The organism is Acidiphilium acidophilum, assembly GCF_033842475.1.
In the GTDB taxonomy this organism is placed as follows: domain Bacteria; phylum Pseudomonadota; class Alphaproteobacteria; order Acetobacterales; family Acetobacteraceae; genus Acidiphilium; species Acidiphilium acidophilum.
The window spans coordinates 3,310,860-3,331,454 of sequence record NZ_JAWXYB010000018.1; the positions used below are offsets into that span (position 1 = coordinate 3,310,860).

Here is a 20,595-nt window from a genome sequence, read left to right on the forward strand (position 1 = left end):
CAAAAAAACTTTGTTCCTTTGGGACTGTGCTGTTGAATACGCCCGTGCCCCGGATAAGGAAGGTTTTTTGCTTCTTTTTTACAAAAAAGAAGTCCTTGCCTTTCTGATGCCCATCACCCTCACCCGCGTCACCCGCGATTTCGCCTCCATTCGCGCCCTCGACGACATCAATCTCACCATCGAGGATGGCACGTTCCTGACCATTCTCGGCGCGTCCGGCTGCGGCAAATCGACATTGCTGAACCTCATTGCCGGGCTCGATGCGCCGAGTTCGGGCCGTCTTGCCATCGATGGTGTGCCGATCGCCAAGCCCGGCCCCGATCGTGTCGTGGTCTTCCAGCAACCCGGCCTGTATCCGTGGCTAACCTTGCGCGACAACATCGCCTTCGGCCAGCGCATGCGCGGCAGCATCGACTGGCCCCGCATCGACGAGGTCATCGGCATCATGGGTCTCGGCGGTTTCGAATCCCATCGCCCGTACGAACTTTCCGGCGGCATGCAGCAGCGTGCCGCCCTCGCCCGTGCCTTGGTGATGAACCCGAAGGTGCTACTGATGGACGAACCGTTCGCCGCGCTCGATGCCCAGACCCGTCACCGCATGCAGGCGTTTCTGCTCGAACTGTGGGACAAGATCGGCGCCACCATCATCTTCATCACCCACGATATCGACGAGGCGATCATATTGGGCGATCGTCTGGTCGTCATGCAGGCCCGCCCCGGCCGCATCGCGATCGATCAGCCGATTCCCCTCGCCCGCCCCCGAAGCTGGGACATGACGCTGGAGCCCGACTTTCTCCATCTCAAGCGCAGGGTCATGTCGGTTCTGGCAGCGTAGTCCCGACCTCATCGTCCATTCGCCCGGCCGGCTGGCGGCGCATCACCACCACTAGCGCAATGACGAACAGCGTCACCAGCATGGCGAACACCCCGGAATACCCCAGCCGCGCCATTGCGGCGGCGGCGATCAGCGGCCCGGTGCACGCGCCCGAAGCCCAGGCGAACAGCACCCCCGAACTCACCCCGAGCAATTGCTCCTGCGCCGCCCGGTCGGCGGTCAACCCCACGCCGAGCCCATAGAGCACCCCCGCCGTCGCGCCATACACCGCACCAAACGCCGCGAACCAGACCAGACCATGACTGACGAACAACCCCGCGCACGCCGCCACCGCCACCGCGAGCACCAGCCGCACGATCACCACCCGCCGAATCCGGTCCGCCAGCATCCCCACCGGAAACTGCATCGCCATCCCCGCGAGCAGGCTCAGCGACACTGCAACCGAAACCCCGTCCTGCCTGATCCCGGCGCGTTCCATCACTACCGGAAACATCGAGAAAAACATCCCGCTCGACATTCCGGCGGTAAAGCAGGTCACCACCCCGGCAGGCGAGAGCGCCCATAAATCCCGCAGCGACAGCCGCGCCCGCGCCGGCAGCGCCGGCCCTACCCTCGTCAATATCGTGGTCGGCAGCAACGCGGTCAGAAACGCCGCCACCCCGAGGCTCAGCAGCGACCCGGCGGACTTGAACAGCGAGAGCGAGGACGCCCCCAACACGCTGCCGGTCCAGCTTGCGAACATGTAAAACCCGAACACCCGCCCCCGCACCCCGCGCCGCGCCGTGGCATTGAGCCAGCTTTCCACCACGGTGAACACGCCGATGCTGCACATCCCGACGACGAAGCGGATGCCGATCCACGGCACCACCGATCCCACCCCGCGCGTCAGCAGCGTCGCATCCGCCGCCACCACGCAGAAAATCACCAGCGCCCGGATATGCCCGATCCGCATCAGCACCCACGGCACCACCAGGCTGCCCACCAGCGTCCCGCCATAATAGGCCGACGCCACGATCCCGATCGCGAAGGTCGCAATCCCGTGGGAAAGCAGCAAAATCGGGGTCAGCGGCGTCAGCAGCCCCAGCGCGATCTGGGCGAACAGCACGGTCGCGTAGAGCGGCGCATATTTTATCATTGCAGTGAACGGACGACCCTGGCTGGAAGACCCGATTATCGCAGATCGCGCCTGCCCCCGAAAGCAGATCGACGCCGTAGCGATATGACGAAATCAGATAGGCAAATCGCATTTTTGCGCTGGCCGGATGTTTCAGTTTGGCAGCATTGTGGTTTCCGCAGGCGAGAGGAAGCGCTTCTTTTTTGTAAAAAAGAAGCAAAAAACTTTTTTTGATCTGGGTCTCAAGTGGCTTAAACGCCCCAGTCCCAAAGGAACAAAGTTTTTCTGCTTCTTTTTGTTCACAAAAAGAAGTCTTCCCGCTTCCTGCCCGCTTTCACCCGCCCTGCACACAAATGATTTGATCTGACCGGAAAATCCCCCCACACTCGCTCCGGATCACATCACCCTGCCAAGCCGCCGGGCCCAAACCCAACCGGGTTCACGCCCAGACATGAACAAGCATCGGGAGACCAACAGGTGACGCGTCAATCCAACGATTTCGACCTTCTCCGCCGCAGCGCGAACGAGCTGCAGAGCCACGTCATCGACGAATACCTCGCCGGACATATCGACCGTCGCGGCCTGCTCCGCCACGGCACCGCCTACGGTCTGTCCGCCGCCATGCTCGCCGGCCTTCTCGGCACCCCCGGCCTCGCCCGCGCCGCCGGCAAACCGGGTGCCACCATCCGCGTCGCCATGCTCGGCCCGACCGGCCCGATCAACCCGATCACCGTGGGCGACACCGGCGGCCTCTGCATGCTCCAGCAGGCCGGCGAATTCCTCTGCCTCGACGATCCCACCCTCCATCTGAAACCCCAGCTCGCCACCTCCTGGTCGTCGGACAAAACCGGCGCGATCTGGACCTTCAAGCTCCGCAAAGGCGTGAAATTCCACGGCGGCAAGCCGATGACCGCGGATGACGTGGTCTATTCCCTCGCCCGCCTCGCCGACCCCAAACTCGGCTCCAACGCCCTCTCGACCTTCAAGGGCGTGCTCAGCCCCAAAGGCGTCGTCAAGGTCGACGATCACACCGTCGCCTTCCATCTTGACGCCCCGAACGGCAACTTCCCCTATCTGGTCTCGTCGGACAACTACAACGCCATCATCTGCCCCGCCGGGTCGGACGCCGCGAAATATCAGGAAAAATTCGAAGGCACCGGCCCCTTCATCCTCGATAAATACACGCCGGGTCGCGGCGCCAGCTTCCTGCCCAACCCCCACTGGTGGGGCGGCAAGGTCCTGCCCGCCCGCACCGAATTCAGCTTCTACACCAACCAGCAATCGCAAATCCTCGCCTTGCAGGGCAATCAGGTCGACGTCATCCAGCAAATCGCGGTGCAGGGCGCGCAGGGCCTGTTGAACAACCCGAGCGTCAAGATCCTCAACCTCCGCTCGTCGGCCCACCGTCAGGTCCACATGCGCTGCGACATGGCCCCCTTCACCGACAAACGGGTCCGCCGCGCCGTCGCCCTCACCCTCAACCGCCCCGGCATCATCCAGGGCCTGTTCCGCGGCTATTCCGACCTCGGCAACGACAGTCCCTTCGCCCCCATCTTCCCCTCGACCAACAAATCCGTCCCCCAGCGCGCCATGAACATCGCCGAGGCCAAGCACCTGATGGCGGAAGCCGGCATGTCCAAAGGTGCCACCGTCACCCTCACCACGGAACAGGTCCAGGAAATCCCCGACTACGCCGTCCTGATCCAGAACGCCGCCGCCGAAATCGGCATCAAAATCAACCTGAAAATCGAAACCGGCGCCGCCTATTACGGTGCCGCCACCTTCGGAAATTCGGACTGGCTCGACAGCCAGATGGGCATCACCGATTACGGCGCGCGCGGCGTGCCCAATGTCTTCCTCGCCGCCCCCCTGCTCAGCAACGGCACCTGGAACGCCGCCCATTTCAAAAACCCGACCTACGACAAGCTGGTCGCCGACTACATCGCCGACGTCGATCTCAGCCGCCAGCGCGTCACCTCCGGCAAGATCGAACGCCTCCTGCTCGATGAAACCCCGATCATCTTCGCCTATTTCTACAACTACCTCGCCGCCACCGCCCCCAACGTCTCCGGCGTCGCGGTCACCGGCATGTCCCAGGTCTTCCTGCAACACGCAACCATCGCCTGACCATGGGCATCTGAACCATGCCCGCCCGCCTCGCGACAATGCTGGCCCAGCGTCTCGGCCTCGCGCTGATCACGCTCTGGCTGCTCAGCATGGTGGTGTTCGCCGGCGCGCAACTCCTCCCCGGCAATGTCGGCCGCGCCATCCTCGGCCCACTCGCCAGCCCGGTCGCCGTCGCCACCCTCAACCGCCAGCTCGGCACCAACCTGCCCATCCCGGTCCAATACTGGCGCTGGATCAGCAATTTCGTCACCGGCAACATGGGTATCTCCTACACCTACCGCACCCCGGTCGCCCCCTTCGTCATCGCCGCCCTGCTGAACTCCCTCAAACTCGCCGCCGTCGCCTTCGTCATCGTCGTCCCCCTCTCGATCATCGGCGGCGTCTACGCGGCGATGCACGCCCGCACCTGGATCGACAAAACCATCAGCATCGCCGGCCTCTCAATGACCGTGATCCCCGAATTCGTCTCCTCGATCATCCTCATCCTGATCCTCGGCATCTGGCTCCACTGGCTCCCCATCGCCGCCACACCCCCACCCCATGCCGGCCCGCTCGTGGTGATCGACCACCTCATCCTCCCCGCTTTGCCGCTTGTCTTCATCCTGTTCGGCTACATCGCCCGCATGGCCCGCGCCGGCACCATCGACGCCCTCGATGCCGACTACACCCGCACCGCCATCCTCAAGGGCCTGCCCCGATCCGTGGTCATCCGCCGTCACGTCCTGCGCAACGCCCTGCTCCCCACCATCACCGTCGTCGCCACCCAGGTCGGCTACCTCGTCGGCGGCCTCGTCATCGTCGAAACCCTGTTCCGCTACCAGGGCATCGGCAGCCTCATCCTCACCGCCGCCCGCTCGAAAGACTTCCCCATGCTCGAAGGCGGCATCCTCACCATCGGCATCGTCTACGTCCTCGTCACCATGCTCGCCGACATCGCCCTGATCCTGCTCAACCCCCGCCTGCGCACCGGAGGCCGCTGACATGAGCCAGGCCCTCCCCATCCTCACCGACCCCACCACCCCCGGCACCAGCCACCTCCGCGCCGTCCTCACCGCGCCGATGTTCATCGTCGGCGCCACCATCCTCACCTTCTGGATCGTCTGCGCCATCCTCGGCCCCGAAATCGCCCCCTACAGCCCCTACGCCGACGACCTCATGAACACCCTCGCCCCGCCCAGCGCCGCCCACTGGTTCGGCACCGACCAGCTCGGCCGCGACATCTTCTCCCGCGTCATCGTCGGCGCCCGTTCCATCCTCTCGGTCGCCCCCCTCGCCACCCTGCTCGGCACCCTCCTCGGCACCACCATCGGCCTGATCACCGGCTATTTCGGCGGCTTCATCGATACCGCGATCAGCCGCTTCATCGAGGTTCTCCTCGCACTGCCCCTCATCATCGTCGCCCTCCTCGCCCTCGTTGCCCTCGGCCCCTCCAACACCACCGTCATCGTCGTCATCGGCCTGATCTTCGCCCCCCTCATCGCCCGCACCGTCCGCGCCGCCGTCCTCTCCGAACGCGAACTCGATTACGTCGCCGCCGCCCAGCTCCGCGGCGAATCCTCCCTCCACATCATGTTCGTCGAAATCCTCCCCAACGTCATGGGCCCCATCCTGGTCGAAACCACCGTCCGCCTCGGCTACGCCATCTTCACCGTCGCCTCCCTCAGCTTCCTCGGCTTCGGCATCCAGCCCCCCTCGCCCGACTGGGGCCTCGCCATCTCCGAAAACTACCAGCTCATCACCGGCGGCTACTGGTGGACCGTCACCTTCGACGCCATCGCCATCGCCTCCCTCGTCATCGCCGTGAACCTCATCGCGGACGGCATCCAGGGCGCGATCGAATGACCCAAACCACCCTCACCACCCCCACCCTCGAAACCCTAACCCCCGCCGCCACACCCGCCGCCACAACCGCCTTGGCCCCCGCCTTGGCAATCGAAAACCTCGACGTCGCCTACCGCACCCGGGGCCGCGACCTCAAAGTCCTCCGCAACGTCTCCTTCACCATCGGCCCCGGCGAAAGCTACGGCCTCGTCGGCGAATCCGGCTGCGGCAAATCCACCGTCGCCCTCGCCGCCCTCGCCGCCCTGCCCCGCAACGGCTTCGTCCGCGCCGGCACCATCCGCGTCGCCGGCCAAACCCTCGCCAGCCTCACTCCCCACGCCCTCCGCCGCCTCCGCGCCGAACAGATCTCGATGGTCTATCAGGATGCCGGGCGCGCCCTGAACCCCTCGCTGACCATCCACCGCCAGATGGCCGAAGTCTTCGACCTCCTCCCCCCCACCAGCGCCGACACCCGCGAGCGCTGCACCGCCATCCTCACCCGCGTCCAAATCTCCGCCCCCGCCCGCGTGCTCGACGCCTACCCCCACCAACTCTCCGGCGGCATGCTCCAACGCGTCGTCATCGCCATGGCCCTCGCCAAACAACCGAGCCTCCTCGTCCTCGACGAACCCACCACCGCCCTCGATGCCACCGTCGAAGCCGAAGTGCTCGACCTCATCGCAACCCTCCGCCACGAATTCTCAACCGCCATCCTCTTCATCAGCCACAATATCGGCGTCATCGAACGCATGTGCGACCGCGTGGGAATCCTCTACGCCGGCAGCCTGGTCGAAACCGGCCCCACCGAACCCCTGCTCCGCCGCCCGCTCCACCCCTACACCACCCGCCTGCTCCGCTGCCTTCCCACCCCCGGACGCAGCAAAACCACCGCCCGGCTCGACACCATCAAAGGCTTCCTGCCACCCCCCGGCGCCACCCTCCCCGGCTGCGTCTTCACCGACCGCTGCGATCTCGCAACCGAACTCTGCCGAACCACCCCCCCACCCGAACACCACGCCCCCGCCAGCTCGCCCACCCCCCACACCGCACGCTGCCACCACTGGCAACGCGCCGCCGAACTCCCCACCACCCCGCCCACCACCACAACCACACCCACCCCCACCAGCGTACCCACCCGCGCTCCGGCCGAACCCGTCCTCCGCGCCACCAACCTCTCCAAAACCTTCCACCTCGGCCCCCACCGCCTCCAGGCCGTCACCGACATCTCCCTCACCCTCGCCGCCGGCGAAACCATCGGCATCGTCGGCGAATCCGGCTCCGGCAAAACCACCCTCGCCCGCCTCCTCCTCGGCCTCATCCAGCCTGACCCCGGCGGCACCATCGAACTCACCGGCCACCCCACCGCCCCCACCGCCGCCGCCCGCACCCGGGCCCAGCAGAAATCCCTCCAAATCGTCTTCCAGAACCCCGATTCCGCCCTCAACCGCGCCCACACCGTCCGCCACCTCATCACCCGCGCCCTCGCCCGCCTCGCCAACCTCTCCGGCCCCGCCCGAACCACCCGCCTCGCCGAACTCATCCACGCCGTCCGCCTCACCGACCGCCACCTCCCCATGCGCCCCCGCCAACTCTCCGGCGGCCTCAAACAACGCGTCGCCATCGCCCGCGCCTTCGCCGGCTCCCCCGAAATCGTCATCTGCGACGAACCCACCTCCGCGCTCGACGTCTCGGTCCAGGCCGCCATCCTCAACCTCCTGGCCGACCTCCAGGCGCGCGAACACACCAGCTACATCTTCATCAGCCACGACCTCGGCGTCGTCCGCTACCTCTCGGACCGCATCGCCGTCCTCTACCTCGGCCGCATCATGGAAATCGGCCCCGCCCACAGCGTCTTCGAAGGCCCCCACCACCCCTACACCGAAGCCCTCCTCTCCTCGATCCCAACCCCGCTCCAACCCAAAACCACCCGCATCCGCCTCCAGGGCGAAATCCCCAGCGCCCTCAACCCCCCCACCGGATGCCCATTCCACACCCGCTGCCCCCGCAAACTCGGCCCCATCTGCGAAACCACCACCCCCCCACCCGAAACCCTCGACAACCACACCATCGCCTGCCACATCCCCCGCCCCCAACTCGGCCGCCGCCCGTAAGGCAAAAAGAAGCAAAGGCAAGGCTTCTTTTTTGCAAAAAAGAAGCAAAAAACTCCCATGAGTCGGGCCGAACGCCGCTGAAACGACCGAGCACGAACCAAATCGCACCCGCTGCAAAATACCCGTCATCGCGAGGAGCGCTCGCGACAAAGCAATCCATACCGAAGCATCCAACAGATGCGTCAATGGCAACGATTCTGGGTGTAAAGGGGTCCGCACATCTGACTGGGTAGCAGCCACGCAGCTTGGGATCAGCTACCCGTCGGGCTTGAGGACTGAAGCAGCCAACAGAACCACGACCTTGTGAATTTATGACAGTCGGCTGCCCATCGTCGCGCCCGACGGCGAAGACGCGGCCCTCCTGTGGACAAGCCCGGCACGAACTGTGTTCTCCCGGCCCGGCCCACAGGCCAGCGACTGCCAACAAGCTTCACAACGCCACATCAACCGAAGGATTGGTGCCGAATTGGGTCCGGAGGATCATGTTTACCTGAAACTGTGACACCAGCCCAAGCTTACTCTCCCCCGGAACCTGTCGGGCCTCCTGGCACCACCGCGCCACAAAAGGCAGGGCAGCGCATCAACAGACGCAAGCGCCTGGTCGGTTAGGCACGCTTCTGACGGGAGCGAACAACAAGGCCCAGACCCAGAAGGCCAGTACCAAGCAACAGCAACGAGCCAGGTTCCGGAACCGGGATTTCCTGGGCGCTCGATGTCACAGCAGCGAATTCAAACGAGACTTTCTGGCTTCCAGCGACAACCTCATTGAATCCGCCATCGACATTAATGTTGATGTAAGCTGATCCACCATACGTCCGGACACCGGTGGCAGGGACATTTGCCGCTGCTGCGACCTCGGCGCCTGTGATCGATCCGAGCAGCGTTGAACCATTATAAAAGGACAGAACATTTTCGTTATTAGGCTGACCATCGACCGAACCCCAGAGCAGTCCGAGGTAGCTCTGCGAGGTCCCAAACGTGAAATCGATTGTTCCGTTCGATGTCGGGGATACGGAATAGCTTCCGGAGATCGACGGATCGGATGTCAGCCCGGTCGAGAAATAAGGTCCGGAATAGGCTGTTCCGGCGGCGTCGGTGATCGGCGCAGCATACTTGTCCGCTACGCTACCGGTGACGATTGCACCCGGATAAGTAGCCGTGATTGTGACGTTACCCGTGGTGCCGGCCACAGCAGCGATCGGGGTTGTACCAGTTAGCAGGGCGCTCGGCGATCCGTAGAAGTTGATGGCACCTGCATGAGCGATTCCAACAGTCGCAAATCCCGCTACAGCACTTGCGAGTAGTATTGATTTTAAGGATATTCTCATTTTTTACGATCCAATCTCATTTACGAAGTTGACGTTCTTGCCATTTCTAGCCCGGCCACTCTATAAAGCAAAAAACATGCCACAATGAAAAGTACTCGGAATACAGTCTATTAGCGAAAACGAAACATTAGGCATTGCTCGGAAGTGTAAAGAATTCTGACACACGATTTCTTGATCCATGAGACGCATCACCATTCACACCCTCCCCTGTCTTGCCGACCAGTTTCACACATTGGCGGGGTCGCGAGGGCGAAGCCTGCGGCCATTGAGGCGAAACATGCCTATCCGGCACGCATGGTTTCTGGTCCCGGAGGCCTGTAGTAGCCGTTCCAGCCTCCGAGGCGTGCCACGATCCAGCAAAGCCATGCGAGAGAACGGGGCGGATGAGGGTGTTGCTGGCGCCGTGTTTTGCCGTCGAGCGTCGGGGCGATAGCCTCGGCAGCCGGCATCAGCGTGGCGTCGATTGAAATGTGTGAGTGCCGTGGGGGCAGCGGGAAGGAGGAAGAAAGCGCTTCTTTTTTGAAAAAAAGAAGCAAAAAACTTTAATTCCCTGAGTCCGTGCCAGTCGAAACGCCCATGTCCCAGATTAAAGGAAGTTTTTTGCTTCTTTTTTCCAAAAAAGAAGCCTTGCTCACTTCCCTGCCCCCACCAACGCCTTCCCGCCCACCCCGGCAGCCACGCGTCTCTCGTAGCCTGAGGAATAACGGCCGGCCAGCAGCACGGGAACCTTGCGCCTCGCCCATGTTCGCGCGATGGCGATATCAGATCCAGCGTTTCAGGAGCATCCCATGATCACCGGCAGTTTCCCCACCACCCGCCTGCGCCGCAACCGGCTCGATCCGTGGACCCGCCGCATGGTCGCCGAGACCACGCTTTCGGTGGACAATCTGATCTGGCCGATCTTCGTCCGCGCGGGCGAGGGCGAGCCGACTCCGGTTGCCACCATGCCCGGCGTGGTCCGTGTCGGGCTCGACCGGCTGGCGAGGCATGTCGAGGACGCGGCCCGCCTCGGCATCCCCGCCATCGCCCTGTTCCCCGCGACCCCCGCCGACCTCAAGACCGCCGAGGGCACCGAGGCGCTGAACCCGGAAAACCTGATCTGTCAGGCCGCGCGCCTGCTCAAGGCGGAATTCCCCGATCTCGGCCTGATCGGCGATGTCGCGCTCGACCCCTACACCGATCACGGGCATGACGGCGTGCTGCGTAATGGCTACGTCGCCAACGACGAATCGGTGGAGATTCTCGAACGTCAGGCGGTCAATCAGGCCCAGGCCGGCATCGACATCATCGCCCCCTCGGACATGATGGACGGGCGGATCGGCAGCATCCGCACCGCACTCGATGCCGAGGGGCTGATCCACACCCGCATCATGAGCTACGCCGCAAAATACGCCTCCGCCTTTTACGGCCCGTTCCGCGAGGCGCTCGGCTCGAACGCCGCCCTCAAGGGCGACAAGAAAACCTACCAGATGAACCCGGCCAATTCGGATGAAGCCCTGCGCGAAGTCGCGATGGATCTGGATGAAGGGGCGGACATGGTCATGGTCAAGCCCGGCATGCCCTATCTCGACATCGTCCGCCGCGTCCACGAGACGTTCCACGTCCCCACCTTCGCCTATCAGGTGTCCGGCGAATACGCGATGCTGGCCTCCGCGATGAATCTCGGCCTGATCGACCGCGAACGCGGCATTCTGGAAACATTGATGGGATTTCGCCGGGCCGGCGCTTCGGGGGTGCTGACGTATTTCGCGGTCGAAGCGGCGCGGCTGCTCAGGGCGTAAAAGGGAACACAGCGTCTTCTTTTTTGTGAACAAAAAAGAAGCAAAAAAACTTCGGTGATCAGGGGTGGTGCGGGTGAAGCCGCTCACGCCCCTGATCGTCGAGCCTTTAAATCCGGCGGCGTCCGCCGACCAGCGCGTGGTAGATCACCAGCACCACGACCGCACCGATCACGGCCACGATCAGACTATATATGTTGAACCCGGTCACCCCCACGCTGCCGAACGCGTTGAAGATGAACCCGCCGACGATCGCGCCGATGATGCCGAGCACCATGTCGAGAATCAGCCCCTCACCCTGCTTGTTCACAAGCTTGCTGGCGATGAAACCGGCGATCAGGCCCAGAACGAGCCATGCAATGATACCCATGTGAAGTCACCTCTTGTTGTTTGATATGATCCCGATGCCTCGAACACGCACCGGCCCCCGGCATCGGGGCCGGGAGCCGGGTCAAATCCCGTTGAAACTCAGCGCTTGACGGCGTCGCGGACCTTGTCCTTCGCTTCGCCGACCTTGCTCTGAACCTTGCCGGCGGCCTGATCGGCCTTGCCTTCGGCCACGGTCCGGTCATTGCCGGTCACCTTGCCGACGGCTTCCTTGATATTGCCTTTGACCTGCTTGGCCGCGCCGTCGATACGATTATGGTCAACCATTGTTCCGCTCCGTGATGTGGATGGCGGCAATCGATACCGCCATGCCTCACAGATAGGAGAGACGAAATCACGGTTCGAGAGGTGGTTCGACCGGAATGGTCAATATTACGAAAACAACATGACCTGGTTAGACCATGCCGAGCGCACGACGATAGACGTCGATCAGCATTTCCTGTTCCTCGACTTCCGCGGGTTCCTGCTTGCGCATCCGGATCAGCTGGCGCAGCACTTTCACGTCGAACCCGGCTGATTTCGCCTCGGAATAAATGTCCTTGATGTCCGAAGCCAGCGCCTTGCGCTCCTCTTCCAACCGCTCGATCCGCTCGACGATGCTCTTGAGCCGGTCGGCCGCGATATTGCCGGTGGTCGCGTGGTCGGCGGTCGCCTGATCAGCGGTGTCGAGAGCCATCGAAAATCTCCAGCCAGAGGGAGCGCGCGGGATAGAACCGCCCCGCCCGCCGGTCAATGCCCCCCGGTCAATGCCCAAGCTTGTCCTTTGTTCGCCCAGCACCTATTGCCGGGCGATGGTATCGCGCATCATCACGCGCTGGGGCACGCCGTATCGCCCGGCCCTGTCCGGACTGCTCTGGATGGCCGTCCTGCTGGGCGCGCTGGTCTGGCTCGACGGTTTGCATGACGGCCTGTTCCTGGTGCCCCCTTTCGCCGCGACCATGACCATCCTGATCTACCTCCCCGCCGTGTCGATCGCGCAGCCCTACGCGATCATCGCGGGCTCGACCTCCGGCGCGCTGATCGGCACCGCCCTCACCCTCGTCTTCGGCTTCGGCCCGGAAGTCGCCATGGCCGCCGCCCTGGTCGCGGTCATCGCCCTGCCCTTGCTGCGCGCCTACCACCCGCCCGGCATCGCGCTCGCCATGTATCCGGCCCTGCTGCACCCCGGCATCGCCTTCGCGCCCCGCGTGGTCCTGCCGTTCACCCTCCTCGCGGTGACCAGCGCGACCGCCATGAGCCGGCTGGTCCGCGCCTGGCCCCGCTACCCGGCAGCGTTGTAACCCGATGCCGATGCGCTCACATATGCGTGACAGCCTATATGATTATGCCGGGGCAATTCCCCCGGTAGAATGAGGAAACGATGAAACTGCTGCCCGCTTTGCTCGGCCTCCTCCTGCTGTTCGCCCTGTCGGCCCCGGCCCGGGCGGCGGAAAGCAACCGGGCGGTCTCCTCGCGCGCAACCGTCTCGCTGGTCTCCGCGACCACCGCTGCCGATACCACCAGCCTGAAACTCGGCCTGCTGTTCCGCCTCAAGCCCGACTGGCACATCTACTGGTCCGATCCCGGCGATGCCGGCGAACCGCCCTCGATCAGCATCACCGCCCCGAAAGGTGCCACCGCCGGACCCTTCGCCTACCCCGCGCCGCACTGGCTGGTCGCCAGCGGTGTGGGCGACTACACCGAAACCGGCACGGTCCTGCTGCCCTTCACCCTCAAACTGCCGCAACCGGGGGCCACCACCATCACCGCCAGCGCCAACTGGCTGGTCTGCGACCCGAAAATCTGCGTCCCCGAAAGCGGCACGTTCACCCTCGCTCTGCCCGGCGGCAGCGCGCACGCTTCGCCGCAGGCCCCGCTCTTCGCCGAAGCCGCCGCGCAGATGCCCCGCCCTTCGCCGTTCCACGCCACGATCGCCCCCGGCGGCCTGTTGGCGATCACCGGCAGCAGTCTGAACGATGCGGCGGTGAAATCGGCCCATTTCTACCCCGATGATCCCAGCGTCATCGCCAATGCCGCCCCGCAGAAACTCGGCTTCGTCCGGGGCGGCTTCACCCTCGCGCTCACTCCGGCGGATGCGAAAAAACCGCTCACCACCCTGTCCGGCGTGCTCGAAATCACCGATCCCGCGGGCCAGACCGAAGCCCTGACCCTCACCGCCACACCCGGCGCCGCCCCCGCGCCGCTGCACGTCACGCCCTGGTATGTCTGGATCGCCGGGGCCCTGCTCGGCGGGCTGATCCTCAACCTGATGCCCTGCGTGTTCCCGGTGCTCGCGATCAAGGCGATGGCGGTCGCCCGCCTCGGCCATGACGATCGCGCCCGCGCCCGCCACGAATCGCTGGCCTACACGCTCGGCGCGGTGATCGCGATGATGATCCTCGGCGGCATCCTGCTCGCCATCCGCGCCGGCGGCACCGCACTCGGCTGGGGCTTCCAGTTCCAGTCCCCGGTGTTCATCGCGATCATGGCGTGGCTGGTCTTCGCGATCGGGCTGAACTTCGCCGGGCTGTTCGCCATCTCGGGGATGGAAAACCTCGGCTCGGGTCTTGCCGCGCGCGGCGGCCTGCTCGGCAGTTTCGCCACCGGCCTGCTCGCCGTGGTGGTCGCAACCCCCTGCACCGCGCCCTTCATGGGCGGTGCGCTCGCCGCCGCCCTCGCGGCACCGCTCGCCCTCGGCCTGAGCATTTTCGCCGCCCTCGGCCTCGGCATCGCGCTGCCCTTCGTCCTGATCGCGATCATCCCGGCGGTCGCCCGCCTGCTGCCCCGTCCCGGCGCGTGGATGGACATCCTGCGCCAGATCCTCGCCTTCCCGATGTTTGCCACCGCGATCTGGCTGCTCTGGGTGATGGCGCTGGAAGCCGGCGCCTCGGGCGTGCTCATCGTCGGTGCCGGCGCGGTGCTGATCGCCTTCGCCCTTTGGCTGCTCCGGTTCCGGGGCGTGTTCACCAAAGGCCTCGCCGTCCTCGCGGTCGCCGCCGCCCTGTTCCTGCTGCCGCGCATCACCCCCGCCGATGCCGGGGCCGCGACCGGCAAGGCCACCGGAATCGCCGACAGCCAGCCCTTCTCGACCACCAAGCTCGCCGCCCTGCGCGCAGCGGGCAAGCCGGTGTTCGTCGACATGACGGCGGCGTGGTGCATCACCTGCCAGGTCAACGAACGGGTCGCGCTGGAACCGGCCAGCGTCCAGCGCCTGTTCCGCACCCATCAGATCACCCTGATGATCGGCGACTGGACCCGCCGCAACCCCGCGATCACCCGGTTTCTCGCCGCCCATGGCCGCGACGGCGTGCCGATCTATGTCTATTACCCGCCCGATCATGCGAAACCGGTCGTGCTCCCGCAGATTTTAACCCCCTCGATCGTGACCGGTGCGATAAACGGGGCGACGTAACCATAGCGGAGCGCGACATGCCCCCCACATCGCAACAGCCATGACCACGATCTCCCGCATCCTCGCGCGCGCCGCACTCACGGGCCTCACCGCACTTACGGGCCTCACCTCGGGCACCGCCGCCGCCGCCATGCTCCCCCCGATCGGCCTGTGGCAGGGGCGCTACACCTGCGCCCAGGGCGACACCGCGCTGGCCCTGCAGATCACCGCGATCAGCCCGACACGGGTGACCGCGATCTTCTATTTCCACGCTCTGGCGGCCAATCCCGCCGTGCCGCAAGGCTGCTTCGCGATGACCGGCTCGTTCAACCCCGCCACCCGCCATCTCGCCTTGCACCCGACCCACTGGCTCTCGCAGCCGCCCTTCTATGTCTGGACCGGCCTGTCCGGCACGGTCCGGCGCAGCGGCACCGCGATGACCGGCACGATCCAGGGCCCTGCCTGCACCGATTTTTCACTGACCCCGAGCACCACCCTCCCGGTCCCGCCCGCACCGCCCGCCTGCCGGTTGGATCAGAACGGGCCGACAGTGTAGAGCAGACCACGAAGCAGGACAGGGACCGACCATGAAGAGCGCCGCACAACTACGCCACCTCGCCGCCACCATCGCCGCAGCCGCGATCATCGGCACCGCAGGCATCGCCACCGCCGCCACCACAACCGCACCCAGCGCAACGCCCGTGGCCCCGCCCCAGGTCGCCCAATGCGCGGGCTGCCACAGTGCCAACGGCATGGGCAATCCGGTCGCAGGCTTCCCCGCCCTCGCCGGCCAGCCCACCGCCTATCTCGAACACCAGCTCTACGCCTTCAAACACGGCACCCGCCGCAACGCGATCATGAAAAGCTTCGCCACCGGCCTCACCGCGGCGGACCGCAAGGCGATCGCCACCTATTACAACAGCCTGCCGGTGGTCGCACCCGCCTCGCTGCCCGCCGCCCCGAGCGATGATCTCGGCAAAACCATCGCGCTGCACGGTGCGGGCGTCGGCACCGCGCACGTCATCCCGGCCTGCGCCTCCTGCCACGCCGCCGGCGGCCTCGGCCGCGCCCCGGCATTTCCCCGCCTCGCCGGCCAGCCCGAGCAATATCTCGAAGCCCAGCTGATCGACTGGCGGAAAGGCTCGCGCAACGAGAGCAACCTCCATCTGATGCGCAACATCGCAAAAGACCTCACCGCCCAACAGATCAAGGCGGTCGCGCAATATTACGCCTCCCTGCCGCCCACCGGAACCTCCGGCTCCTGAACCATCAGGGGTGGCGAACCCGGCTGGCCCGATAGCGCGCGATATTGGCCAGCTGCTCGCTGAATGTCCGCGCGAACATATGCCCGCCCGCTCCGTTCGCCACGAAATACAAATCCTTCGTCGCCGCCGGATGCAGCACCGCCTCGATCGCCCGCACCCCCGGTGCCGCGATCGGCCCCGGCGGCAATCCGTGATGCAGATAGGTATTGTACGGGCTGTCCACCGCCAGATCATGGTCATCGACCCGATGGGTCAGCGCGGTCGCCCTGCCCTTGGTGACCGCGTAGATCACCGTCGGGTCCGCCTGCAATTTCATGTTCTGCTTCAGCCGGTTCTCATACACCCCGGCAATCCGGGGTAACTCCGACGCGACCGGCGTTTCGAGCTGCACGATCGACGCGAGAATCACCGCCTGCCGGGGCGTATCCAGCGGCAATCCCGGCGCGCGCCCCGCCCACGCCTTCGCAAGCGCCTTCCGCATCGCCCGCTGCATCCGCGCGAGAATCGCCTTGCGGCTGGCATCATAGATATAGTCATAGGTCTGCGGCAGCACGCTGCCTTCCGGCGGCGGCGCGACATGCCCGGTCGCGCGTGGCAGGGCGTTGATGATGTCGGCAATCTGGGTCGCGGTCAGCCCATCCGGGATCGTCGCCTTGTGCTGCACCGCCGGGCCGAACCGCAGCGTATGCAGCACCCGCCGCAGGCTGCCATGCGCGACGAACGTATATTCACCGGCCTGCAACGGCCCCTGCCCCCGCGTCAGCCACGCCGCCATCTCGAAGATCAGCGGATATTCGATCACCCCGGCCCTGTGTAATGCTGCCGCAACCGTTGCGGTCCCGCCCGGCGGGATCACCACGTTGCGGGTCACGCGCAGCGCGCCCGGTCCGTCGTAACTTTCCTGAACCGCCATCCGGCCGAGGTTCAGCGTCACCACCAGCGTCAGCAGCAGCAGGATCAGGCGGCCACGACCGAACACGGGCCCGCCGCGCTCAGCCCGCCTTGCGGAACAGGATCGATGCGTTGGTCCCGCCGAAGCCGAAACTGTTCGACAAGGCGATATCGATCCGCCGCCGCTGCGCCTCGTGCGCCACCCGGTCGATCACGCTGGCCCGGCTCGGCTCGTCCAGATTAAGGGTCGGCGGTGCCACCCCGTCGCGGATCGCCAGAATCGAGAACACCGCCTCGATCGCCCCCGCCGCGCCGAGCAGATGCCCGGTCGCCGATTTGGTCGAGGACATCGCGACATGCTTCGCCGCATCCCCGAACATCGTCTCCACCGCCTCAAGCTCCAGATCGTCGCCCATCGGGGTCGAGGTTCCGTGCGCATTGATATACTGCACGTCCGCCGGCACCAGACCGCCCGATTTCAGCGCCGCCTTCATCGCCCGGAACGCCCCGTCATGATGATCCGCCGGGGCGGTGATGTGGTGGGCATCGCCGGACATGCCATAACCCGCGATCTCGGCATAAATCTTCGCCCCGCGCGCTTTGGCGTGCTCGTATTCCTCAAGGAACAGCACACCCGCGCCCTCGCCCATCACGAACCCGTCGCGGTCCTTGTCCCACGGGCGCGAGGCCTTGGCCGGCGTGTCGTTGAACCCGGTCGAGAGCGCGCGCGACGCGCAGAACCCCGCGATCCCCAGCGCGCACACCGCCGCCTCGGCCCCGCCGGCGAGCATGATATCGGCATCGCCGAACGCGATCAGCCGCGCCGCATCGCCGATCGCATGAACCCCGGTCGCGCACGCGGTCACGGCGGAATGGTTCGGCCCCTTGAGACCGAATTTGATCGAGACATTGCCGGAAACCAGATTGATCAGCGCGGACGGAATGAAAAAAGGCGACAACCGGCGCGACCGCCCCTCATGCACCAGCACCGAGGCCTCATAAATGGTCTGCAACCCGCCGATCCCCGAGCCAATCATCACGCCCGCAGCGTAACGATCCTCCTCGGTCGCGGGGGTCCAGCCGGAATCCTCCATCGCCTCGGTGGCAGCCGCCATGCCGAGCTGGATGAACCGGTCCATCTTCTTCTGGTCCTTGACCGGGACCCATTCGCCCAGATCGAACCCGCCCTCGGCGCGCGTCCCCGGCGGCATCTGCCCCGCCACCTTGCACGGCAGATCGGCCGGATCGAACACGGTGATCGCACCGATGCCCGAATGGCCCTCGATCAACCGCCGCCATACCGGTTCGACGCCCACACCCAGAGGGCAGGCAATCCCCATACCGGTCACGACGACGCGCCGCATCCCCATGATCCTCTCGCTCACGCCAGGGCCGTACCGCTCACTCGGCCTTCTGCTTCTCGATGTAGTCGATCGCGTCCTTCACCGTGGTGATCTTTTCGGCCGCATCTTCCGGAATCTCGACGCCGAACGCCTCCTCGAACGCCATCACCAGTTCGACGGTATCGAGGCTGTCCGCGCCCAGATCGTCGATGAACGAGGCTTCCGGGGTCACTTTCGCTTCATCGACGCCGAGATGTTCGACAACGATCTTCTTAACCTTATCGGCGACTTCACTCATTTTCTATCGTGCTCCTGTGACGAAATGATCGGGCGGTAACGGCAGTTGAACGGGCCGGAGCCGAAGCACAGGCCGTATTGCGAAAGTCCGGGGCGCTTAGCATGGTTCATGCAGCCGCGCCAACCATGCGCGCGCGCATTCAGCTCATCGCCATCCCGCCATTCACATGAATGACCGAACCGGTCACCCAGGCGGCGGCATCGGAGGCCAGATAAGCGACGGCGGCAGCCACATCCTCGGGCCGCCCCAACCGTCCGAGCGGAATTTTCCCGGCCAGCGCGCCACGCTGCTCCTCGCTCAGCGCATCGGTCATCGCGGTCTCGATAAACCCCGGCGCCACCAGATTGATGGTGACATGGCGCGACGCCACCTCCTGCGCCAGCGCCTTGGTCAACCCGATCAGCCCCGCCTTGGCCGAAGCGTAATTCGCCTGGCCCGGGTTCCCGGTCGTCCCCACGATGCTGCCGATATTGATGATCCGCCCCGACCGCCTGCGCATCATGAACTTCAGCGCCGCGCGCGAAAGCCGGAACGGCGCCGCCAGATCGACATCGAGCACCTGCGCCCACGCCTCGTCGCTCATCCGCACCGCCAGCCCGTCGCGCGTCAGCCCGGCATTGTTGACCAGAATATCCACCCGCCCCATCGCCGCCTCGGCAGCCACCACCAGCGTCTCCGCCGCCTTCGGATCGGCCAGATCGGCGGGAATCACATGCGCCCGCTCGCCCAGTTCTCCAGCCAGCGCCGCGAGCGCCGCCTCGCGCGTGCCCGACAACGTCACAACCGCCCCGAGCCCATGCAGCGTCCGCGCGATCGCCGCCCCGATGCCGCCCGAAGCCCCGGTAATCAGCGCGGTCCGCCCCGCCAGCGAAAACAGATCAGCCGACATGTTTGATCAAAGCCTCCAACTCCGCCGGGGTGCCGCAATTCAGGGTTTCCGCCTCGGGCGCAATCCGCCGGATCAACCCGGACAACACCTTGCCCGACCCCAGTTCGATAAACCGCGTCACGCCCGAAGCCATCATCGCCTCGACCGATTCACGCCAGCGCACCGTCGCCGTCACCTGCTCGACCAGCCGCGCCGAAATATCCTTGGGCACCGTCACCTTCGCCGCCGTCACGTTCGCAATCACCGGCACCGCAGGCGCGCGCGGCGGGGTCACCCCCAACGCCTCCTCCATCGCGATCGCCGCCGGATGCATCAACGCGCAATGAAACGGCGCGGATACCGGCAGCTTCATCGCCCGCTTCACCCCGCGCGCCTTCGCCCCCTCGATCGCCCGATCCACCGCCGCCGCAGCACCCGAAATCACCACCTGCCCGCCGCCATTATCGTTCGCGACCGAAACCACCTCGCGCCCTTCCGGCCCGGCTTCCGCCGCCGCGCAAATCTCGACCGCCACGGCAAGCTCGACCCCGAGCAACGCCGCCATCGCCCCCTCGCCCGCCGGCACCGCCTTCTGCATCGCCGTGCCGCGAACCCGCAGCAACCGCGCCGCCTCCGCCACACTGAAACTGCCCGCCGCCGCCAGCGCGGTATACTCCCCGAGCGAATGCCCCGCGAGCAACACCGCCCGCTCGCGCACCGTCACATTGCCCTCACGCTCCAGACACCGCAAAACCGCCATCGACATCGCCATCAACGCCGGCTGGGCATTCTCGGTCAGCGTCAACTCCTCGACCGGCCCCTCGAACATCAGCCGCGACAGCTTCTGCTTCAGAACCTCGTCAACCTCCTCGAAAACCTCACGCGCGGGCGCAAACGCGGCAGCCAAATCCCGCCCCATGCCCACAGCCTGACTGCCCTGACCCGGAAAAATGAAGGCGCTGACCGCCATGGACCCGTCTCCTGTATTTCGGCGCGACGTAGAGGCGACAGCCCGGCAAGTCAATTCCCGCCATCCGGCAAGGGGACAGGCAAGGCAGG

The 20,595-nt window shown here is 65.4% G+C and carries 20 protein-coding genes; 10 read left to right on the forward strand and 10 right to left on the reverse strand.

Annotated elements, in window-relative coordinates; all coding sequences use genetic code 11:
* The first annotated feature begins 106 nt into the window (after positions 1 to 106).
* Positions 107 to 835, forward strand: coding sequence for an ABC transporter ATP-binding protein (locus SIL87_RS18450; RefSeq protein ID WP_319615609.1), 729 nt, complete (start codon positions 107 to 109; stop codon positions 833 to 835).
* Here SIL87_RS18450 and SIL87_RS18455 read toward each other — a convergent pair.
* Complete coding sequence (locus SIL87_RS18455; protein ID WP_319615611.1) at positions 813 to 1,970, reverse strand: MFS transporter; 1,158 nt, start codon at positions 1,968 to 1,970, stop codon at positions 813 to 815. The genes SIL87_RS18450 and SIL87_RS18455 overlap by 23 nt on opposite strands.
* Positions 1,971 to 2,426: 456 nt before the next feature.
* Between SIL87_RS18455 and SIL87_RS18460 the strand changes: the two genes are divergently transcribed.
* The 4 genes from SIL87_RS18460 to SIL87_RS18475 are packed head-to-tail and all read left to right on the forward strand — an operon-like array spanning position 2,427 to position 8,008.
* Complete coding sequence (locus tag SIL87_RS18460) at positions 2,427 to 4,076, forward strand: ABC transporter substrate-binding protein (protein ID WP_319615612.1); 1,650 nt, start codon at positions 2,427 to 2,429, stop codon at positions 4,074 to 4,076.
* Positions 4,077 to 4,093: 17 nt separating this feature from the next.
* Positions 4,094 to 5,056, forward strand: a complete 963-nt coding sequence (locus SIL87_RS18465) for an ABC transporter permease (RefSeq protein WP_319615613.1) — start codon at positions 4,094 to 4,096, stop codon at positions 5,054 to 5,056.
* Between the two features lies 1 nt (position 5,057).
* The gene (locus SIL87_RS18470) at positions 5,058 to 5,918 is read left to right on the forward strand and encodes an ABC transporter permease (RefSeq protein WP_319615614.1); all 861 of its coding nucleotides are present in this window, start codon (positions 5,058 to 5,060) and stop codon (positions 5,916 to 5,918) included.
* Positions 5,915 to 8,008 carry an ABC transporter ATP-binding protein gene (locus tag SIL87_RS18475; RefSeq protein WP_319615615.1) on the forward strand — a complete coding sequence of 698 codons (2,094 nt, stop codon included), beginning with the start codon at positions 5,915 to 5,917 and terminating at the stop codon, positions 8,006 to 8,008. Before SIL87_RS18470 ends, SIL87_RS18475 begins: the two co-directional genes overlap by 4 nt.
* A 605-nt stretch (positions 8,009 to 8,613) precedes the next feature.
* Here SIL87_RS18475 and SIL87_RS18480 read toward each other — a convergent pair.
* Complete coding sequence (locus tag SIL87_RS18480) at positions 8,614 to 9,336, reverse strand: Npun_F0296 family exosortase-dependent surface protein (RefSeq protein ID WP_319615616.1); 723 nt, start codon at positions 9,334 to 9,336, stop codon at positions 8,614 to 8,616.
* A gap of 788 nt (positions 9,337 to 10,124) precedes the next feature.
* Here SIL87_RS18480 and hemB point away from each other — a divergent pair.
* The gene (gene hemB, locus SIL87_RS18485; RefSeq protein ID WP_319615617.1) at positions 10,125 to 11,117 is read left to right on the forward strand and encodes a porphobilinogen synthase; all 993 of its coding nucleotides are present in this window, start codon (positions 10,125 to 10,127) and stop codon (positions 11,115 to 11,117) included.
* A 106-nt stretch (positions 11,118 to 11,223) separates the two neighbouring features.
* Here hemB and SIL87_RS18490 read toward each other — a convergent pair whose 3' ends face one another.
* From SIL87_RS18490 to SIL87_RS18500, 3 genes are all read right to left on the reverse strand, one after another.
* Positions 11,224 to 11,484: a GlsB/YeaQ/YmgE family stress response membrane protein gene (locus SIL87_RS18490; RefSeq protein WP_319615618.1), complete on the reverse strand. Its 261-nt coding sequence runs from the start codon at positions 11,482 to 11,484 to the stop codon at positions 11,224 to 11,226.
* Between the two features lie 98 nt (positions 11,485 to 11,582).
* Positions 11,583 to 11,768, reverse strand: a complete 186-nt coding sequence (locus tag SIL87_RS18495; protein WP_319615619.1) for a CsbD family protein — start codon at positions 11,766 to 11,768, stop codon at positions 11,583 to 11,585.
* 127 nt (positions 11,769 to 11,895) lie between these two features.
* Complete coding sequence (locus SIL87_RS18500) at positions 11,896 to 12,177, reverse strand: DUF2312 domain-containing protein (protein WP_319615620.1); 282 nt, start codon at positions 12,175 to 12,177, stop codon at positions 11,896 to 11,898.
* 70 nt (positions 12,178 to 12,247) lie between these two features.
* Between SIL87_RS18500 and SIL87_RS18505 the strand changes: the two genes are divergently transcribed.
* The 4 genes from SIL87_RS18505 (at position 12,248) to SIL87_RS18520 (ending at position 16,136) form a co-directional block, all read left to right on the forward strand.
* Complete coding sequence (locus tag SIL87_RS18505) at positions 12,248 to 12,781, forward strand: HPP family protein (protein ID WP_319615622.1); 534 nt, start codon at positions 12,248 to 12,250, stop codon at positions 12,779 to 12,781.
* Between the two features lie 80 nt (positions 12,782 to 12,861).
* Positions 12,862 to 14,892 carry a protein-disulfide reductase DsbD family protein gene (locus tag SIL87_RS18510; RefSeq protein WP_319615623.1) on the forward strand — a complete coding sequence of 677 codons (2,031 nt, stop codon included), beginning with the start codon at positions 12,862 to 12,864 and terminating at the stop codon, positions 14,890 to 14,892.
* A 40-nt stretch (positions 14,893 to 14,932) separates the two neighbouring features.
* Entirely contained in the window at positions 14,933 to 15,427 is a 495-nt protein-coding gene (locus tag SIL87_RS18515; RefSeq protein ID WP_319615624.1) for a hypothetical protein, read from the forward strand.
* 31 nt (positions 15,428 to 15,458) lie between these two features.
* Positions 15,459 to 16,136, forward strand: a complete 678-nt coding sequence (locus SIL87_RS18520) for a c-type cytochrome (RefSeq protein ID WP_319615625.1) — start codon at positions 15,459 to 15,461, stop codon at positions 16,134 to 16,136.
* 4 nt (positions 16,137 to 16,140) lie between these two features.
* On the opposite strand, the gene mltG is transcribed toward SIL87_RS18520, so the two are convergent.
* The 5 genes from mltG to fabD form a co-directional block, all read right to left on the reverse strand.
* Positions 16,141 to 17,115 (reverse strand): endolytic transglycosylase MltG, encoded by a 975-nt coding sequence (gene mltG / locus SIL87_RS18525; RefSeq protein ID WP_319615626.1) that lies wholly within the window; start codon positions 17,113 to 17,115, stop codon positions 16,141 to 16,143.
* Positions 17,116 to 17,128: 13 nt separating this feature from the next.
* A complete protein-coding gene (gene fabF, locus SIL87_RS18530) occupies positions 17,129 to 18,397 on the reverse strand; it encodes a beta-ketoacyl-ACP synthase II (RefSeq protein WP_319616014.1) in 1,269 nt (422 codons plus the stop codon).
* Positions 18,398 to 18,428: 31 nt separating this feature from the next.
* Positions 18,429 to 18,668 (reverse strand): acyl carrier protein, encoded by a 240-nt coding sequence (locus SIL87_RS18535; protein ID WP_029310940.1) that lies wholly within the window; start codon positions 18,666 to 18,668, stop codon positions 18,429 to 18,431.
* 139 nt (positions 18,669 to 18,807) lie between these two features.
* Positions 18,808 to 19,545 (reverse strand): 3-oxoacyl-[acyl-carrier-protein] reductase, encoded by a 738-nt coding sequence (gene fabG, locus SIL87_RS18540; RefSeq protein WP_319616015.1) that lies wholly within the window; start codon positions 19,543 to 19,545, stop codon positions 18,808 to 18,810.
* A 1-nt stretch (position 19,546) separates the two neighbouring features.
* Positions 19,547 to 20,506, reverse strand: coding sequence for an ACP S-malonyltransferase (gene fabD, locus SIL87_RS18545; RefSeq protein WP_319615627.1), 960 nt, complete (start codon positions 20,504 to 20,506; stop codon positions 19,547 to 19,549).
* Between the last annotated feature and the right edge of the window lie 89 nt (positions 20,507 to 20,595).

Bases quoted from the DNA above. Each gene is read 5' to 3' on its own strand.
- SIL87_RS18515 (WP_319615624.1), top strand. From the start codon at position 14,933: ATGACCACGATCTCCCGCATCCTCGCGCGCGCCGCACTCACGGGCCTC.
- SIL87_RS18450 (WP_319615609.1), top strand. From the start codon at position 107: ATGCCCATCACCCTCACCCGCGTCACCCGCGATTTCGCCTCCATTCGC.
- SIL87_RS18535 (WP_029310940.1), bottom strand. From the start codon at position 18,668: ATGAGTGAAGTCGCCGATAAGGTTAAGAAGATCGTTGTCGAACATCTC.
- SIL87_RS18505 (WP_319615622.1), top strand. From the start codon at position 12,248: ATGCCCAAGCTTGTCCTTTGTTCGCCCAGCACCTATTGCCGGGCGATG.
- SIL87_RS18480 (WP_319615616.1), bottom strand. From the start codon at position 9,336: ATGAGAATATCCTTAAAATCAATACTACTCGCAAGTGCTGTAGCGGGA.
- SIL87_RS18475 (WP_319615615.1), top strand. From the start codon at position 5,915: ATGACCCAAACCACCCTCACCACCCCCACCCTCGAAACCCTAACCCCC.
- fabF (WP_319616014.1), bottom strand. From the start codon at position 18,397: ATGGGGATGCGGCGCGTCGTCGTGACCGGTATGGGGATTGCCTGCCCT.
- SIL87_RS18510 (WP_319615623.1), top strand. From the start codon at position 12,862: ATGAAACTGCTGCCCGCTTTGCTCGGCCTCCTCCTGCTGTTCGCCCTG.
- SIL87_RS18465 (WP_319615613.1), top strand. From the start codon at position 4,094: ATGCCCGCCCGCCTCGCGACAATGCTGGCCCAGCGTCTCGGCCTCGCG.
- SIL87_RS18495 (WP_319615619.1), bottom strand. From the start codon at position 11,768: ATGGTTGACCATAATCGTATCGACGGCGCGGCCAAGCAGGTCAAAGGC.
- hemB (WP_319615617.1), top strand. From the start codon at position 10,125: ATGATCACCGGCAGTTTCCCCACCACCCGCCTGCGCCGCAACCGGCTC.
- fabD (WP_319615627.1), bottom strand. From the start codon at position 20,506: ATGGCGGTCAGCGCCTTCATTTTTCCGGGTCAGGGCAGTCAGGCTGTG.
- SIL87_RS18500 (WP_319615620.1), bottom strand. From the start codon at position 12,177: ATGGCTCTCGACACCGCTGATCAGGCGACCGCCGACCACGCGACCACC.
- SIL87_RS18455 (WP_319615611.1), bottom strand. From the start codon at position 1,970: ATGATAAAATATGCGCCGCTCTACGCGACCGTGCTGTTCGCCCAGATC.
- SIL87_RS18520 (WP_319615625.1), top strand. From the start codon at position 15,459: ATGAAGAGCGCCGCACAACTACGCCACCTCGCCGCCACCATCGCCGCA.
- SIL87_RS18490 (WP_319615618.1), bottom strand. From the start codon at position 11,484: ATGGGTATCATTGCATGGCTCGTTCTGGGCCTGATCGCCGGTTTCATC.
- SIL87_RS18470 (WP_319615614.1), top strand. From the start codon at position 5,058: ATGAGCCAGGCCCTCCCCATCCTCACCGACCCCACCACCCCCGGCACC.